The organism is Paraburkholderia sp. ZP32-5, from assembly GCF_021390495.1.
In the GTDB taxonomy this organism is placed as follows: domain Bacteria; phylum Pseudomonadota; class Gammaproteobacteria; order Burkholderiales; family Burkholderiaceae; genus Paraburkholderia.
In genome coordinates, this window is sequence record NZ_JAJEJP010000001.1 from 607,648 (window position 1) to 624,857 (window position 17,210).

The 17,210-nt window shown below is 64.5% G+C and carries 15 protein-coding genes; 3 read left to right on the forward strand and 12 right to left on the reverse strand.

All coding sequences use genetic code 11. From position 1 onward, the window contains the following. Positions 1–9 precede the first annotated feature (9 nt). Positions 10–1,902, forward strand: coding sequence for an aminodeoxychorismate synthase component I (gene pabB / locus L0U82_RS02630; protein WP_233828315.1), 1,893 nt, complete (start codon positions 10–12; stop codon positions 1,900–1,902). Positions 1,903–2,004: 102 nt separating this feature from the next. Here the strand turns inward: pabB and panB are convergent, their stop codons facing one another. The 6 genes from panB to hda are packed head-to-tail and all read right to left on the reverse strand — an operon-like array spanning position 2,005 to position 7,231. Next, positions 2,005–2,820 carry a 3-methyl-2-oxobutanoate hydroxymethyltransferase gene (panB, locus tag L0U82_RS02635; RefSeq protein WP_233828316.1) on the reverse strand — a complete coding sequence of 272 codons (816 nt, stop codon included), beginning with the start codon at positions 2,818–2,820 and terminating at the stop codon, positions 2,005–2,007. 35 nt (positions 2,821–2,855) lie between these two features. Beyond that, complete coding sequence (locus L0U82_RS02640; protein ID WP_233828317.1) at positions 2,856–3,536, reverse strand: deoxynucleoside kinase; 681 nt, start codon at positions 3,534–3,536, stop codon at positions 2,856–2,858. Next, complete coding sequence (gene folK, locus L0U82_RS02645; RefSeq protein WP_233828318.1) at positions 3,533–4,075, reverse strand: 2-amino-4-hydroxy-6-hydroxymethyldihydropteridine diphosphokinase; 543 nt, start codon at positions 4,073–4,075, stop codon at positions 3,533–3,535. Before folK ends, L0U82_RS02640 begins: the two co-directional genes overlap by 4 nt. 48 nt (positions 4,076–4,123) lie before the next feature. Beyond that, on the reverse strand, positions 4,124–5,740 hold the full coding sequence (pcnB, locus tag L0U82_RS02650) for a polynucleotide adenylyltransferase PcnB (RefSeq protein ID WP_233828320.1): 1,617 nt from the start codon (positions 5,738–5,740) through the stop codon (positions 4,124–4,126). Beyond that, entirely contained in the window at positions 5,737–6,423 is a 687-nt protein-coding gene (locus tag L0U82_RS02655) for an HAD family hydrolase (RefSeq protein ID WP_233828322.1), read from the reverse strand. The genes pcnB and L0U82_RS02655 overlap by 4 nt, the downstream gene beginning before the upstream one ends. Then, entirely contained in the window at positions 6,416–7,231 is an 816-nt protein-coding gene (gene hda, locus L0U82_RS02660; protein WP_233828323.1) for a DnaA regulatory inactivator Hda, read from the reverse strand. The genes L0U82_RS02655 and hda overlap by 8 nt, the downstream gene beginning before the upstream one ends. Before the next feature lie 287 nt (positions 7,232–7,518). On the opposite strand from hda, the gene purM reads away from it, so the two are divergent. Further along, entirely contained in the window at positions 7,519–8,574 is a 1,056-nt protein-coding gene (gene purM, locus L0U82_RS02665; RefSeq protein ID WP_233828324.1) for a phosphoribosylformylglycinamidine cyclo-ligase, read from the forward strand. A gap of 113 nt (positions 8,575–8,687) precedes the next feature. Here the strand turns inward: purM and miaA are convergent, their stop codons facing one another. Further along, positions 8,688–9,632, reverse strand: coding sequence for a tRNA (adenosine(37)-N6)-dimethylallyltransferase MiaA (miaA, locus tag L0U82_RS02670; protein ID WP_233828325.1), 945 nt, complete (start codon positions 9,630–9,632; stop codon positions 8,688–8,690). A gap of 46 nt (positions 9,633–9,678) precedes the next feature. Then, on the reverse strand, positions 9,679–11,817 hold the full coding sequence (gene mutL, locus L0U82_RS02675) for a DNA mismatch repair endonuclease MutL (protein WP_233828326.1): 2,139 nt from the start codon (positions 11,815–11,817) through the stop codon (positions 9,679–9,681). Positions 11,818–12,009: 192 nt separating this feature from the next. Between mutL and L0U82_RS02680 the strand changes: the two genes are divergently transcribed. Further along, a complete protein-coding gene (locus L0U82_RS02680) occupies positions 12,010–12,681 on the forward strand; it encodes a DedA family protein (protein WP_233828327.1) in 672 nt (223 codons plus the stop codon). A 118-nt stretch (positions 12,682–12,799) separates the two neighbouring features. Here the strand turns inward: L0U82_RS02680 and L0U82_RS02685 are convergent, their stop codons facing one another. The 4 genes from L0U82_RS02685 to L0U82_RS02700 form a co-directional block, all read right to left on the reverse strand. After that, the gene (locus L0U82_RS02685; protein WP_233828328.1) at positions 12,800–13,618 is read right to left on the reverse strand and encodes a mechanosensitive ion channel family protein; all 819 of its coding nucleotides are present in this window, start codon (positions 13,616–13,618) and stop codon (positions 12,800–12,802) included. Positions 13,619–13,873: 255 nt separating this feature from the next. Beyond that, entirely contained in the window at positions 13,874–14,533 is a 660-nt protein-coding gene (locus L0U82_RS02690; protein ID WP_233828329.1) for a hypothetical protein, read from the reverse strand. A gap of 258 nt (positions 14,534–14,791) precedes the next feature. Further along, complete coding sequence (locus L0U82_RS02695) at positions 14,792–15,862, reverse strand: SDR family oxidoreductase (protein ID WP_233828331.1); 1,071 nt, start codon at positions 15,860–15,862, stop codon at positions 14,792–14,794. Positions 15,863–16,039: 177 nt separating this feature from the next. Continuing rightward, positions 16,040–16,831: an alpha/beta hydrolase gene (locus L0U82_RS02700; RefSeq protein WP_233828333.1), complete on the reverse strand. Its 792-nt coding sequence runs from the start codon at positions 16,829–16,831 to the stop codon at positions 16,040–16,042. Between the last annotated feature and the right edge of the window lie 379 nt (positions 16,832–17,210).

Sequence of the window (17,210 nt, forward strand, 5' to 3'; positions counted from 1 at the left end):
GCGGTCAGCATGACGGTGGACAGGCGCGGCGCGGTGTTCGCGCTGCTCGACGATTGCGGTGCGACGGCAGTGCGCCGTTCGAGCCGCTTGTACACGGAGTTCGTGCACGAGCGGGTCTGTACGGATGCGGCGCAGCTCGAAGCCGTCTGCGAAAGCGTTGCGGCGGATACCCGTAACGGTCTGCACGCCGTTGTGCTCGCCGACTATGAATTTGGCCGCGCGCTGGTGGGTCTCGACGCGCGCCGGTCTTTTGAAACGCAGCGTGGTCATGCCACGCTGCGTTTTTTATTGTTCGAACGCTGCGTGAAGCTCTCGCGCGATGAAGTCGACGCATGGCTGATGGCGCGCGATAACGGCGCGGCCGAGCCTTCGGTTGCGGGTACGGCCAACGTGCGCGCGAGCGTCGATCGCAAGCAGTTCGATGCGGCAATCGATGGAGTCCACGCGGCGCTGTGCGCGGGCGATTCCTACCAGGTCAACTACACGTACCGGCTCGGCTTCGATGTGTTTGGCTCGCCGGTTGCGTTCTACCGGCGGCTGCGTGCGCGCCAGCCGGTGAGGTTCGGCGCGCTCATCGCGTTGCCGGACGACGACTGGGTGCTGTCGTGCTCGCCGGAGCTGTTCATCGAAAAGCAGGGCGCGACATTGCGCGCACGGCCGATGAAAGGCACGGCCCCGCGCTCGAGCGATCCCGTCACGGATCAGCGGACGGCGGAATTCCTCGCCAACGATCCGAAGAATCGCGCCGAGAACGTGATGATCGTCGATCTGTTGCGCAACGATCTGTCGCGCGTCGCGCAGATCGGCTCGGTGAAAGTGCCAGCGCTGTTTTCGGTCGAGCCGTATAGGTCGGTCTGGCAGATGACGTCGACGGTGGAGGCGAGCTTGCTTGGCGGCACGTCATTCGCCGGGATTTTGCGTGCGTTGTTCCCATGCGGCTCGATTACCGGCGCGCCGAAGCATCGCACGATGCAACTGATCGACGAACTCGAAAGTACGCCGCGCGGGCTTTATACCGGCGCGATCGGGTGGCTCGATGCGGGTGAGGATCAGAGCGCGAACGTTTCCCCATGTGGCGACTTCTGTCTGTCTGTCGCGATCCGCACGCTGACGCTATCCGCTCGATCAGGCAGTGCAACCCCTCTGCGCGGCAGCATGGGCGTCGGCGCGGGCATCGTGCTCGATAGCGTGGCCGCCGATGAATACGCGGAGTGCCAATTGAAAGCCAGTTTCCTGACCGGCGCCGAGCCGGGCTTCGATCTCTTTGAAACGATGTACGCGACGCGGGAAGACGGCGTGCGGCATCTGGCGCGTCATCTGCGGCGTTTGTCGTCGAGTGCCGCGACGTTCGGCTTCGAATTCGACGAATCGCGCATCCGCGAGCAGATCGCCGCGCAGTGCGCGTCGCTGCCGGCGCAAACGCCGCATCGGATGCGGCTCGCGCTCGGTAAGAGCGGCAATGCGCAAATCACCGCGGCGGTGCTGACGCCGTTACCGGAAGCATCTGTCGGCGTGCTGCTGGGGTCCGAGCAGGGCTTCGCGTCCACGCAGGCAGCCGATCCGCTGCTGCACCACAAGACCACACGCCGCGCCGACTACGACCGTGGCTGGCGCGAAGCCGAAGCGAAGGGTGCCTTCGATACGCTGTTCTTCAACGAACGGGGTGAGCTGACCGAAGGCGGCCGGTCGAATGTGTTCGTGAAGCTGGCGGGGCAGTGGTGGACGCCGCCACTTGCGTCCGGCGTGCTGCCGGGCGTGATGCGCGGCGTGCTGCTGGAAGAAGACCCGATGGGCCTGAAAGCGGCTGAAAAAATCTTGACGCAGGCCAACGTGCTGAATGCCGAAGCGCTGCTGATCTGCAACGCGTTGCGTGGCGCGTTGCCGGCGCGAATTCTTCGCTAGCGCATCTAGCGTGCCAGGTTCCGAAACACCAAACGCGCACGCTCCATAAAAAAGCGCCACGAGCCGCAAATCAGGCATCGGGGCGCCGCGATTCCTCCAGGCTCAGAACGTGTGCTCAGCGCCCGGAAACGTCGCTTCTTTCACCGCCCGCACATAAGCCTCGACAGCCGCCTGAATGTTCGGCTGTCCCTGCATGAAATCCTTCACGAAACGCGGCCGCTTGCCGGGGAAAATCCCGAGCATATCGTGCAGCACGAGCACCTGACCCGAGCAGTCGAGCCCCGCGCCGATCCCGATCGTCGGAATGCGCAACTGTCTCGTGACTTCGCCTGCAAGCCGCGTCGGAATCGCTTCCATCACGATCAGTTGCGCGCCGGCCGCCTGCATCGCGAGCGAATCGCGCAGCAGCTGACTCGCGCCGGCTTCGGTCTTGCCCTGTACCTTGAAGCCACCGAAGGCATGCACCGATTGCGGCGTCAGCCCGACGTGCGCGCACACCGGGATCGAGCGCTCGACCAGAAAGCGCACCGTATCCGCGAGCCATTCGCCGCCTTCGAGCTTCACCATCTGCGCGCCCGCGCGCATCAGTTCGACCGAGCTGCGAAACGCGTCTTCCGGCGTGCCGTAAGTGCCGAACGGCAGATCCGCGAGAATCAGCGCCGATGGCCGCGCCCGCGCGACGCTCGCCGTGTGATACGCGATGTCGGTGAGCGACACCGGCAGCGTGGTCGCCTGGCCTTGCAGCACGTTGCCGAGCGAGTCGCCGATCAGCAGCGCGTCGACACCGGCGCGATCGAGCAGTGCCGCGAAGCTCGCGTCGTAGCAGGTCAGCATCGCGATCTTTTCGCCGGCATCGCGCATTGCCTGCAGTTTCGGCACGGTGATCGCGCTCCGGCTCGCTTCCTGCAAATAGGTCATGGTTAATCCAGTGGGAAAAATAACGGCGACGCCGCTTACAGCGACGTGCCTTTAACAAAGAATTCCTTGCGTCCACGCATCGTTTCGATGCGTTCGGCGAGCAGCGCAAGGTCCGCGTCGGAGTCGAGCGGATTCAGATGTTCGGCGTTGACCGTCAGCACGGGCGCGCGATCGTAGTGGTAGAAGAATTCGTTGTAGGCGTCGCTGAGCGCGCGCAGATACGCATCGGAAATCTGCAGCTCCATCGGCACCGCGCGTTTCTGGATGCGCGCGAACAGCACCTCGGGGCTGGCCTGCAGATAGACGACGAAATCGGGCGCCGGCGCGCTCACCGTAAGACCCGCGGCGAGCGCGCGATACAGCTGCCACTCGTCTTCCTGCAAGGTCAGACGCGCGAAGATGTCGTTTCGCTGCGTCATGAAATCGGCGATCAGCGGTGTGCCGCTTGCCTGCGCGGCGACGACTTCCTGCGCCTGCTGCGCGCGTTGCAGCGCGAAATGCAACTGCACCGGCAGCGCATAGCGCGCGGTGTCGCGATAGAAGCGTTCGAGAAACGGGTTGTCCTGCGGGCGTTCGAACAGCTCCTGCATCGACCAGCGTTGCGCGAGGCGCCGCGCGAGCGAGGTCTTGCCGACACCGATCGGCCCTTCGATCGCGATATAGCCGAATGGCGGGCGCAGTTGCGGCGCGGTGACCGTGAGCGGCGGCGAATTCATTCGCAGCGGCCCTTGTCGGCCGAACCGCCGGTCAGCGCATTGAGCACCGGACACTGACAGGGCGACTTCACCTTTTCGATGCGCTGCTCGCTGACGCGCTCGATCAGCGCGGCGGCGCGGCCATGCAACGGAATCACCAGTTCCGCGTCGATCTCGACGAGCGGCACCAGCGCGAACGCACGTTCGACGAGACGCGGATGCGGCACGATCAGATCGGCTTCGTCGATCGATTGATCGCCGTAGAGCAGGATGTCGAGATCCAGCGTGCGTGGGGCGTTGCGAAACGGCCGTTCACGGCCGAAGTGATGCTCGATCTTGTGACACAGCGCGAGCAGATGCCGCACGGGGAGCGTCGTTTCGAGCTTCACGACGCAGTTGAAATAGTCATCGCCGCCCGCATCGATCGGGGCGGTGCGATACAGGCTCGATTTGGCGAGCACGGTGATGGTGTGCTGTTGGGCCAGGCACACCACCGCGTCTTTCAGGGTCTGGCGCGCGTCCCCGAGATTCGCGCCGAGGCCAAGATAAGCAACCGTCATGGCATAACTTCCTGCAACTATCGTTCGACGGCTTCCGCGAACGCCGCGTCAGTCTTCGTGTGAGCCTTCATGGCTCACGTCGTTGTCCGTGCGTTCGGCGGGCGAGCCGCCCTCCACTCCTTCGCCTGATTTGCGGTTTCTGGCGCCACCGCGCCGCCGTCGTTTTCTGGGGCTCCGGTCCTTCCCGCCTTGCGTGAGCAATGTCTCGCGCGCGGCGGCGTCTCCTTCGATGAACTCCGTCCACCACGCTCCGACCGACTCATCGAGTTCGCCCGCGGCGCAGCGCAACAGGAGGAAATCATACCCCGCTCTAAATCTTTGGTGTTCCAGCAGCTTCAACGCGCTGCGGCCCGAGCGTTTTTCGAGGCGCAGCTGCAGGCCCCAGATTTCGCGCATATCGGCCGAGAAGCGCTTGTGGATCGCGAGTTTCTCGGTCTGCGTGTCGAGCACTTCGTCCATCGCGCGATGCAGAGCGGGTACCGGATACTCGCCGTCCGCTTCGAATTTCTGCCAACGCTGCTGCACGTCGTGCCACATCAGCGTCGCGAACAGGAAGCCCGGCGACACCGGCTTGCCGGCCAGCACGCGCGCGTCGGTGTTGGACAGCGCGAGCGAGATGAAGCGCTCGCCGATCGGCTGCTCCAGCACGACGTCGAGTAGCGGCAGCAGGCCGTGATGCAGACCTTCCTGACGCAGCCGCTTCAGGCACGCGAGTGCGTGGCCCGACAGCATCAACTTCAGCATCTCGTCGAACAGACGCGCGGCGGGCACGTTGTTGATCAGATCGGCCATCGTGTCGATCGGCGCGCGGGTGGCTTCGTCGATGTCGAAGCCGAGCTTCGCGGCGAAACGCACCACGCGTAGCATCCGCACCGGATCCTCGCGATAGCGCGTGGCCGGGTCGCCGATCATGCGCAACAGGCGCGCGCGCATGTCTGCCATGCCGTTGTGGTAATCCAGCACGGTTTGCGTGGCCGGATCGTAGTACATCGCGTTGATCGTGAAGTCGCGGCGCGTGGCGTCTTCGTGCTGCTCGCCCCACACGTTGTCGCGCAGCACGCGGCCGCTCGCGTCGACCGCGTGGGTGCGGCGGTCGAGCTCGTCGCGCTTCAGACGCTTCGGCGGCGGCGCGTCCGCGGCCGGCGCATCGACCAGCGCGCGGAACGTCGAGGTTTCGATGATTTCCTGACCGAACTGCACGTGCACGATCTGGAAGCGTCGGCCGATGATGCGCGCTCGGCGGAACAGCTTCTGCACCTGCTCGGGCGTCGCGTCGGTCGCGACGTCGAAGTCTTTCGGTTTCACGCCGAGCAGCAGGTCGCGCACCGCGCCGCCGACGATGAACGCGCGGTAGCCACCTTGCTGCAGGCCTTCGGTCACGCGGATCGCATTGCGTGAGATCAGCGTGGGATCGATGCCGTGTACGTCGTGCGGGATGATGACGGGCGCATCCGGCTCGCGCGGGGTTTTCGCGGCGGCGGCTCCAGCGGATTTGCGGCGCGGCCGCGCGGTGCCGGCGGTGGCGGACCTGGCGCGCGTGGGAGCGTTGCCGGCGGCGTCGGCGCGGGCTTCGGCCTTGGCCTCGGCGTGGGTTTCGGCGGCGAGCGCGTCGTCAGCGCTTGCCGTGTCCTGGCCGAATAGCTTGCGGATGAGTTTCTTGATCACGAGGGTTGAAAGAGTTCGAGGATGCGCCAGCCCTTGTTCTGCGCATGGGCACGCAACGTGTCGTCCGGATTGGTCGCGATGGGATCGGTGACTTTTTCGAGCAGCGGGATGTCGTTGTGCGAATCGCTATAGAAATAGCTGTGCTCGAAGTCGCTCCAGCTCTTGCCGAGCGAAGCAAGCCACATTTCGGTGCGCACGATCTTGCCTTCCTTGTAGCTCGGCGTGCCGGTGGGGCGGCCGGTGTAGGCGCCGTGCGGATCGCCGCCGACGGTTTCCGCCTCGCACGCGATCAGCGTATCGACGCCGAAGGCTTCGGCGATCGGCCGCGTGATGAATTCGTTGGTCGCGGTGACGACACAGCACAGATCGCCCGCTTCGCGGTGCTGCTTCACGAGTTCGAGCGCGGCCGGCAGGATGGCCGGCGTGATCACTTCGTGCATGTACTCGGCGTGCAGATCGGCGAGTTGCCCGCGCGTGTACTTCGCGAGCGGCGTGAGCATGGCGACCAGGTAGGCGTGAATGTCGAGCTTGCCGGCTTTGTAGTCAGCGAAAAAGCGGTCGTTTTCACGGGCGAAATTTTCGGCGTCGACCATGCCTTTTTTCACCATGAAGCGGCCCCATTCGTGGTCGCTGTCGGTGGGAATGAGCGTGTGGTCGAGATCGAAGAGTGCGAGGTTAGCCATGGGGGCCTATTTTACTTGAAGCGGGAAGGGCGGCGTATGAACCCGGCGGGGCAGCGTCGGAGTTCGTGGCGGCGGGGTTCGATCCTGTCGCCGTGCCCGCGGAACCGCGCCGCTCGTCGACGCCAGGCGACGCGAGCATCGTGCGCAATAGCGGCAGCGTGACCGCGCGCTTCTGTTCGAGCGAGAAGCGGTCGAGCGCGTCGAGCAGCGCCATCAGGCTCGGCATGTCGCGGCGAAAATGGGTGAGCAGATAGGCCGGCACGTCGTCGGCGAGCATGATGCCGCGTTCGCGCGCGGCGCGTTTGAGCACCGCAGCCTTGGCATCGTCGGGTAGCGGCGCGAGATGGAACACCAGACCCCAGCCGAGGCGCGTGCGCAGATCCTCGCGCACGGTCATGCCGATCGGCGCGGCGTTGCCCGCCGCGACCAGCGCACTCGTGGGGTGCGCGCGCACTTCGTTGAACAGGTTGAACACGGCGATCTGTTGCGCGGCCGACAGGCCGTCGCAATCGTCGATCGCGTACAGCGCGACGCGCGGATCGAAGCTGAACGCGGCGAGGCTGCTCTGCGGGCTGGCGAAGCGCGCATGGCCCGGCGGCGCTTCGTGCACGAGTGCCTGCAGCAGATGGGTACGGCCGCTGCCGGCTTCGCCCCAGATATAGAAGGTGCGATCGGCGAGCGGCCCGGCGGCCAGCGCGTTGTCGAGCTCACGCAGGCGCGTGACCAGCTCGGCGTTCGCGCCGGCGAAGAAATTGTCGAATGTCGATGGCGGCGGGGTGCCGAGATCGAGCGTCAGTTGACGAAGCACAGTAGGTTAATGCCGAAAATGGGGCCGGCGCCCAAACGAAAAAAGGACGAAAGCGGCCGGACCCCGGGGCCTGAAACGTCGTTAGGCAATCAGTGGTGCGGTGTGTTCGCCGCGTCGCCGGGCCACCTGCGTGTCGATGCGTTGGTGGCGGACGCGCGGGTCGGCAGAGCCGGAATCGGGGTGTCGTGTTGCAAAGTCGTTTCTCGGATGTCGTCGAACGCGCGAATTCCAGCCAGGGGGCCGGCATCGGGTAAAATCGCATTTTACCGACCTTCTCGCTCTTCCCCATGAATCAACCGAAATCCGCCCCTGATGCTCAAGGTTTGTCGTATCGCGACGCCGGCGTGGACATCGATGCAGGCGACGCCCTCGTCGACGCGATCAAGCCCTTTGCCAAGAAGACCCTGCGCGACGGCGTGCTGGGCGGCATCGGCGGATTCGGCGCGCTGTTCGAAGTGCCGAAAAAATACAAGGAGCCGGTGCTCGTGTCCGGCACCGACGGCGTCGGCACCAAGCTGCGTCTCGCCTTCCATCTGAACAAGCACGACACCGTCGGCCAGGATCTGGTCGCGATGAGCGTCAACGACATCCTCGTGCAAGGCGCCGAGCCGCTGTTCTTCCTCGATTACTTCGCCTGCGGCAAGCTCGACGTCGGCACGGCGGCGACCGTCGTGAAGGGCATCGCCGAGGGCTGCGAACTGTCGGGCTGCGCATTGATCGGCGGCGAAACCGCGGAAATGCCGGGCATGTACCCCGACGGCGAATACGACCTGGCGGGCTTTGCGGTCGGCGCGGTGGAAAAGAGCAAGATCATCGACGGCAGCAAGATCGCACCGGGCGACGTGGTGCTGGGGCTCGCGTCGAGCGGCATCCATTCGAACGGTTTTTCGCTGGTGCGCAAGATCATCGAGCGCGCGCAGCCGGATCTGAACGCGGACTTCGACGGCCGCTCGCTCGCCGACGCACTGATGGCGCCGACGCGCATCTACGTGAAGCCGTTGCTCGCGCTGATGCAGCAGATCGAAGTCAAGGGCATGGCGCACATCACCGGCGGCGGCCTCGTCGAAAACATTCCGCGCGTGCTGCGCGAAGGCCTGACCGCCGAGCTCGATCATCGCGCGTGGCCGCTGCCGCCGCTGTTCTCGTGGCTGCAACAGCACGGCGGCGTCGCGGATGCGGAAATGCATCGCGTGTTCAACTGCGGCATCGGCATGGCGGTGATCGTGTCGGCGGCTGACGCCGAGTCGGCGATCGGTCAGCTGTCCGCAGCGGGCGAGCAGGTCTGGAAGATCGGCGTGGTGCGCGAAAGCGCGGCCGGCGAAGCACAGACGGTCGTGGTCTAAAGTTTGACGGTTCGCGTGGCATGCGCAAGGGTGCCACGCGAACCGGGTTGTTCGGGTTCTGATAAAGCCCTTCGCTTCACTCCCCGCCGTTCGCCTGACTCCCGCTCAGCGCGTCACACCAGTGTCTCGATCAGCTCCACCACCCGCGCCGTCGCGTGCGGATCGCAGCAATCCACCACCAACCGCTCCGGCATGCTGCGCAGCCACGTGAGCTGCCGCTTGCACAACTGCCGCGTCGCAAACACCCCTTTGTCGCGCATGGTCCGGTAATCGACCGCGCCGTCGAGGTATTCCCATACCTGCCGATAACCGACGCAGCGCATCGACGGCATGTCGGGCAGCAGATCGCCGCGCGCGCGCAGCTTCACCACTTCATCGACGAAACCATGCGCGAGCATCGCATCGAAGCGCTGCTCGATGCGCGCATGCAGCACGCCGCGCTCGGACGGTTCGAGCGCGACCGGCACGAAGCGCCACGCCGACGCGGCATCGTCGATGGGCGCGGGCACGGCGAGCAGCGTCGACATCGGCTGGCCGCTCAGCATGAACACCTCGAGCGCCCGCTGGATGCGTTGCGAGTCGTTCGGCGCGAGCCGCGCGGCCGTCAGCGGATCGACGGCGGCGAGCCGCGCGTGCAGCGCCGGCCAGCCGTCGCGGGCCGCATCGGCGTCGAGTGCCGCGCGCACCTCGGGATTGGCGGTCGGTAGATCGTTGAGCCCTTGCGTCAGCGCCTTGTAGTACAGCATCGTGCCGCCGACCAGCAGCGGCAACCGGCCGCGCGCGACGATCTCGCCGGTGAGCCGCAGCGTGTCCTCGCGAAACTGCGCGGCCGAATACGAATCGGCCGGATCGACGATATCGATCAGATGATGTGGCGCGACCGCGCGCTCGTCGGCACTCGGCTTCGCGGTGCCGATATCCATCTCGCGATAGACGAGCGCCGAATCCACGCTGATGATCTCGACCGGCCGGCGCGCGGCGAGCGCGAGCGCGGCCGCGGTTTTGCCGGAAGCGGTCGGGCCAAGCAGACAGGGGATCGGAATAGGGCGTGACGTCATGAGCGAACCGGTGCGCGTCGAGACGGTTTCATCGAACGCGGCAATGTCATTGCCCACGCATGAACAGCCGGTCGAGATCGCCGAGCGTCAGCTGATACCAGGTGGGGCGCCCATGGTTGCACTGATCGGCGCGCTCGGTCGCTTCCATCTGGCGCAGCAGCGCGTTCATCTCGTCGAGCGTCAGGCGCCGGTTCGCGCGCACCGCGTGATGGCAGGCGAGCGTGCCGAGCAGTTCGTGCTGGCGTTCGGTCAGCACGCGCGAGCCGCCGAACGAGTGCAGATCGGACAGTACCGCGCGCGCCAGCGCCTGCAGATCGGCATCCTTCAGCAGTGCCGGGACCGCGCGGATCGCGAGCGTGGTCGGCGACAGCACCGCGAGGTCGAAGCCGAGCGCGTCGAGCGTGTCGCGCTCTTCCTCGACCGTGCCGATTTCGACCGGATCGGCCTGCATCGTCTGTGGGATCAGCAACGGCTGCACGGCGATCGCGCGATCGGCGAGCGCGTTCTTGAACTGCTCGTACAGGATGCGCTCGTGCGCCGCGTGCATGTCGACGATCACGAGCCCTTGCCGGTTCTGCGCAAGCACGTAGATGCCGTGGACCTGGCCGAGCGCGAAGCCGAGCGGCTGGTCGTCGGTGGCGTCGAATGCGGGGGAGGCGGCGCGTGCGGCGAATGGCGAGGTAGGCGCGGAAGCGGGCCATGACGTGTCATACGGTGACGCCATTTCGGAGGCCGGGTCGCGCGCTTCGAACAGCGATGCGCCTCCGCGCTGACCGGCGAGCGGGTCCTTGCGGCCGAACAGCGCGTCGTAGCCGGCGAGCGGTTGCGCGACCGGCAGCGTGCCTTGCGTCATGCGCGACTGGCGCATCCAGGTGTTGCCCGCCTGCGCGCCGCTGAGTCCGCCGAAGCCACTTGATCCGCCGAAGCCACCGCGTGCGCTCGCGCCGAAGCCCGCACCCGTGGAGCCACCGGAGCCGCTCGTAATGCCGGCGGCCGGCCCGAAGCCATTGCCGGTATTACTCGTGCCGTCCGCGCCGCCCAATGGCGTCGAACCAAACGAAGCCGGCCCACCTGCCGACGGCTCCAGATGCGCCGCATGCCCGCCGGCGGTGGTTTCCGGCGACGCGCCCGCGTGCCGCGCGAGCGCGCGCTGCACCGCATGAAAGACGAACTGGTGGATCGAGCGCGAATCGCGGAAACGCACTTCGATCTTCGACGGATGCACGTTCACGTCGACCCCTTCGGGCGGCAGATCGAGGAACAGCACATAGGACGGAAAACGCTCGCCATGCAGCACGTCTTCATACGCGGCGCGCACCGCGTGCGTGAGCAGCTTGTCGCGCACGAAGCGGCCGTTGACGAAGAAGTACTGCTGATCCGCGCGTCCACGGCTCGCGGTCGGCAGACCGGCGCAACCGTAGATCGCGAGCGGACCGGCCGCTTCGTCGAGCGGCAGATGAGCGGTTGCAAACGTATCGCCGAGAATCTTCGCGACGCGCGCGGGCGGCTCGCTCGCGTTCCAGTGCTCGACGGCCTTGCCGTTGTGCAGCACCGAAATCGCGACGTCCGGCCGCGCGAGCGCGACGCGGCGAATCTGTTCGAGACAGTGGCCGAGTTCGGTCTGTTCGCTTTTCAGGAATTTGCGCCGCGCGGGCGTATTGAAATACAGCTCGCGCACTTCCATCGTCGTGCCCTGCGTGCCGGCCGCCGGGCTCAGCACGCCGGTCTCGGCGTCGATACGCACCGCGTGCGGCGCGTCGGCGGTGCGGCTCGTGATGCTCATCTGCGCGACCGACGCAATCGATGCCAACGCCTCGCCGCGGAACCCGAGCGTAGCGACCGCTTCGAGTTCGGCCAGCGAGCGGATCTTGCTGGTCGCATGGCGCGTGAGCGCGAGCACGAGTTCGTTTTCGGGGATGCCGCAGCCGTCGTCGGTGATCGAGATGCGTTTGACGCCGCCTTCGTCGAGCAGGATGCGCAGCGTTTGCGCGCCCGCGTCGAGCGCGTTTTCGAGCAGTTCCTTGACGACCGAGGCCGGCCGCTCGACCACTTCGCCGGCGGCGATCTGGCTGATCAACTGGTCGGGAAGCGGCTGGATCGCGCGCAACGGACGCGGCGCGGGCGCCACGCCGGACGGCGCGGGCTCGGCGGCGGAGCCGGCGGGCGTTTCGGAGAATTCGGACATGGCGAAATTATAGCGACTCGTCTGATGGGTTCGCAGGCGCTCGCAACGCGGCAGATTTTTAAGCGCGGCAAGGCACTTTCTGTATCATGTCGCGGTCAATTCGCAGCGGCCTGGCTGCTGTTTTGCTGGCCTCTTCCGCGGGCCGCGCGACGGCCGTTTCTTCCCGCTCACATTGGTTTAAAAGGACGTTCCTTGGATACGTTGCTACATTTCGTCAACCTCGTCCTGCACATCGACAAGTTCCTCGGGGACTTCATTCAGGTCTACGGCGCCTGGGTGTATGCGGTGCTGTTTCTGATCGTGTTTTGTGAAACCGGGCTCGTCGTGCTGCCGTTTCTGCCGGGCGATTCGCTGCTGTTCATCGGCGGCGCGTTCTGCGCGACCGGGCAGATGCACCTGGGCCTGCTGATCCTGCTGCTGCTGATCGCGGCGGTCGCCGGCAATACCACCAACTACCTGATCGGACGCGCAATAGGACCACGCGTGTTCAATTCGCACATTCCGGTGCTCGAACGTTTTCTCGATCGCGCCGCGCTGCAGAAGACGCACAACTTCTACGAGAAGCACGGCGGCAAGACCATCGTGCTCGCGCGCTTCATTCCGGTCGTGCGTACTTTCGCGCCGTTCGTCGCGGGCGCATCGTCGATGACGTGGAGCCGCTTCCAGTTGTTCAACGTGGTCGGCGCGTTGCTGTGGGTGCTGCTGCTCACCTTGCTCGGCTACTTCTTCGGCAATATCCCGTTCATCCGCCAGTACCTGAACGTGATCGTGCTCGTCGGTATCGGCGCGGCAGTCGTGCCGGTCGTGCTCGGCGCGTTGTGGAAGATGCTGCGCAAGAACGGCGCGAACGCGGGCAATCATTGACGCATCGCGTTGTCGTGCCGAGGCGCACGGCTCGTGCAGGGCGCTGAAAACAGAAAAGGCGTCGCGAATCTCGCGACGCCTTTTTTCATGGTGCTGCGCGCAGGTGGCTTTGCGTCGTTCAGTCGCGCGTTACCGTGCGCGGCGCGAGCGGCGTTTCCGGCGTCGGATAGCCGGCGTCCTTGAAGGTCTGCACGATCGCGCGATTCGTGTCGAAGTACACCTGCCAGTAGTTCTGATTGGATGTGTAGGGACGCACGCATAGCAGCGGCCCTTCCGGCGTGAAACTCAATACCTCGACATCCGGTGCGGGGTTCTCGACCACGTTGGGGATCTTCGTGACCGCGGTTCTTAAGCGCGCGATCGCATCGGTCGGGTCGACGCCGTTGGCGATCTTCGCGGTCAGCTCGACGCGCCGGAACGGCAGCACGCTGTAGTTCGAGATCGTGTCGGAGAAGATCTTGTTGTTGCCGACGATGGTCGTGACGTTGTCCGGCGTCACGATCGTCGTGCCGAACAGGCCCAGCTCGGTGACCGTGCCGGTGACGCCCGCGGCCGTCACGAAGTCGCCGACCTTGAACGGCCGCAGCACCTGCATGAACACGCCGGCCGCGAAGTGCGCGAGCAGGCCGCCCCAGGCCGTACCGATCGCGAGGCCGAGACCGGCGAGCAATGCGGCGAACGACGTGGTCTGCACGCCGAAGATCTGCAGTATCGCGAGAACCAGCAGCAGGTTCAGCAATGCGCCGAGAATCGATGCGAGGTAATGCGCAAGTGTTGGATCGACGCGGCCGTTGCGTGCGAGCATCTTGCGCAGCAGGCTCGAGATCAGACCGATGACCCAGCGGCCGACGATCCATAGGACGATTGCGCCGACAATTTGAGTGCCGAAGTCGATGCCCCGGGTCATGATAAACGTGCGTACGGTTTCGAGATCCAAGATGCCTCCTCGTTGGATAAGTTGCCATCAGCGGATTGAACAGCGAAGTGCAATACAGCGGCAATGCTTAAGCGACGGGTGCAACCGGTAACACGTGATCTTCGGGAGTTATAGCCGACGGCGCGCGCCTGTGCAAGGACCGTTCCTGCCGGCTCCCCGGAAGTCTTCTTGTCGCGGTACGCCGGCGATTCTCAACGCGATGCCGTGAGCACGCGAACAAAGCATCGCGCGCACAGTGGCCTCCGCACTTCTATATCAGAAGCGATATGACAAACCAATCTGCAACGTTGGATACCATCGAAACGGTGACGCCTTTTCGCGCACCTGTTCGAGTCCTGTGTTGATGATCTGCTGACTCAACTCCGGACCGGCGGCATTGGCGAGCGCGGGCGATAGCGCGTACGAAGTTCGCGGTACGCCAAACGCGACGCCGAGATCGACCACGAAGCCGAAGCCCTTCGCCCTCGGATGCAGTCCGTAGCCGATGCCGAGATACGGCATCACCGGCGGATATTTGACGGTGGCTGTCGCGTATTCACCGGGAAAGGCCGGCGTGGCCTGGCCGTCGAACACGTAGGCGCCGTTCGTCGGCACCGAGTTGCCGCTCACCACGTTGTCGGTCACGCGCAGACCGGCGGTGACGCGAAAGCCGCTGCCGGTCCACGGAAACAAGTCGCCGTAGATACCGCCCTGACGCAACTGCACGTGGCTTTCGTAGCGATTTCCGCCGACGTAGAAGTTGTGCGACAGGCTGAACGCGTTGAAGTCCGCATGCACGCCGAACCGTGGCGTGATACTCCACGCCGCGCCGACGCCTATGCCGAGCGTGCCGCCCTGCAGATAGACTTCCTGCCCATGTGCCGTTTCGATCAGACATGCCAAGCCCACTACCCAGACCACCTTTGCAGATTTCATGGGTACCCCTGTGCGGCAGGACAGCCCTGCTACGCCGGGTGGCCCTGATCTCCTTCGTCTTCGCTGCGGATGAGCGCCGATGACGCCGTCGCGGATGTTGCGGGCGGCTGCCGTAAGTGGTCTGTTAGCTGCCGAACCAAGCGGGAAATAAGCGAACAGGCGGACAGGGATGAGGCGGAAAAGAAGGGTGCGCCGTGAGAACGGCGCCGCAAACAACGCGGACGAAAGCGCGAGCCTCGTCCACGTTGATGCTCGATATCACGCGGGGATGATCCGCTCCGCTTTCAGACGATCGAATAGCGCGAAGAAAGCATCCGGCGTGCTCTGATAATCGAGGAAGCCTGCCTTGCGGCTCTTGGTCATGTCCGTGAGCACTTCCATTGGACGCCCGAGGTCGGCGTCCGTGTGCCACCACGACACCAGCTTGTCGATGTCGGCTTCGCGAAGTTTGTCGCGCGTTGCAATCTGGGCCCACTGGTCACGCGCGTCGCCCATGCGTTGTTCGAGCGGGCGGGTCTCGCCATCGAACGGCGCCGGCTCGATGCCGAAGTACTGCGCCAGTTGCGACCACATCCACTTCCAGCGGAACACGTCGCCGTTGACCACGTTGAAGTCCTCGTTGCGCGCGTTTGGCGAACTCGCGGCCCATTCCAGATGCCGCGCCAGCAGACTGGCATCCGTCATGTCGGTGAGGCTGTTCCATTGCGCGGCGCTGCCGGGGAAAACGAACGGCTGTCCCGTCTCTCTGCAAAGCGTTGCATACACCGCGAGCGTGACGCCCATGTTCATCGCGTTGCCGAGAGCAAAGCCGATGATCGTATGCGGCCGATGCACGCTCCAGCTGAAACCATACTGACGCGCGGCGTCGAAGAGCCGGTCTTCCTGCTCGTAGTAAAAGTTATCGACAGGCTGCCGTCCCTGTTCCTCGCGAAACGGCGTGAGCGGCACGTTGCCTTGCGCGTACGCTTCGAAGGGGCCGAGGTAGTGCTTGAGCCCGGTGACAAGTGCCGCATGTTCGAGCTTGCCGGATGGGCCCAGCGCGTCGAGCACGTGACGGACCATCGCGCCGTTCACGTTGATGTTCTCCCGCTCGGTTGCCTGTCGCGACCATGCGGTGAAGAAGACGTGACTGAAGCTGCGCCCTTGCAGTGCATCGGCAACGGATTCGGCGCGAGTGAGATCGGCCGTGACCGATTCGATGCCGCTAGGCGCGGCGGTGCGGCCGCGCGAAAGACCGGTCACGCGCCAGTCGCCGCGCGCCAGCAGATGTTGCGCGAGATTGCCGCCGACGACGCCCGTCGCGCCGATGATGAGTGCCTGTTTTTCCATGGGGAGTGAAAGTCGAAGAGTCGATTCGAATGAAGCGGCAGGCGCTCCTCTGCGTGAGGAAAGGAGAGCGCGGTGCGCGGGCGCTCCGGCCTGCCGCGTCGTCGTGGTTCAGCAGCCTTCGATTGTAGGCCGGCGCGCGATATTTCTCAGGCACCGTCCCTCCCGCGACGGATCGCGCTATTGCGCCGATGTCTGCTGACCTGCTGCTTCGAGAATCAGGTTGGCCACTTCTTTCGGGTGCGACAGCAGTGAAACATGGCTGGCGTCGATTTCGATCGTGTGAGCCTTCATGCGTTTGGCCATGAAGCGTTCGAGGTCCGGGTTGATGGTGCGATCTTCGGTCGACACCGCGTACCACGTGGGTTTGTCGCGCCACGCGGCAACGGTCGTTTTCGCCATCGTGACTGCTTTGGCGACCGGTTGCTGGACCGCGTAATAGGTTTCCGCTTCCGGCTTCGGCAGATCGCCGGCGAAGTCGTTGACGAACGCATTTTCGGACAGCTTCCCGTAGCCATCGGAAGACCATGTCAGACCGGCGGAAGCAGGAGCTGCGGGAAACTTGCGGGTCAGTGCCGGATAGTCTTCGCCGGCATCGGGCGCGCGCGCCGCGATGTACACGAGACCGCTGACCTTCGGATCGTCGCCTGCCTGGCTGATGACCATCCCGGCGTACGAATGCCCGACCAGCAGCGTCGGCCCATCCTGCTCGGCCAGTGCACGTTTGACGGCGTCGACGTCCGCGTCGAGCGAGGTCGTCGGATTCTGTACCGCCGTGACGTGGAGTCCCTTTGCCTGCAACAGCGGAATCACTTTGGCCCAGCTCGACCCGTCGGCATAAAGGCCGTGTACGAGCACGACGTTATGCACCGGAGTGGGGGACGTTGCCGTGTTGCTTTGGGCCCATGCGGCGTTGCCGGCGAATAGGGTCGACGCGACGATCAGGGCTGCGGCTGAGAGACGGAGTTTCATTTCGATTTCCTTTGCTGATCGGAAGTGAGGTGGATGTACTGGCGCAAACAACGTTGCGTGCGCGATATTCCGATCGGTTGATTGATTGCTTCTATCGTGCGGATAGGGAATCGAAGGGCGTGTTGGGGAGGTGTCGCTGTCGTGCGTCGTGTTCGCAAACAGTTGCAGTTGCGACGAAGGACGGCTTCAGAGTCGGCGCATATCGAAGTTGCTGTTATTGGCGTAATAAAGCTAATTGTTTGCCTTTTGTTATGGCTGTGCTTATGCCCCAATTTAATAGCGTGTAATAACCAATAGATTAAGATATCTTTCAGATAGGTATGAATGGTAATAATGGCGAATGGGAATTGAATGTCTTGATACTGACTTACAACTTAAT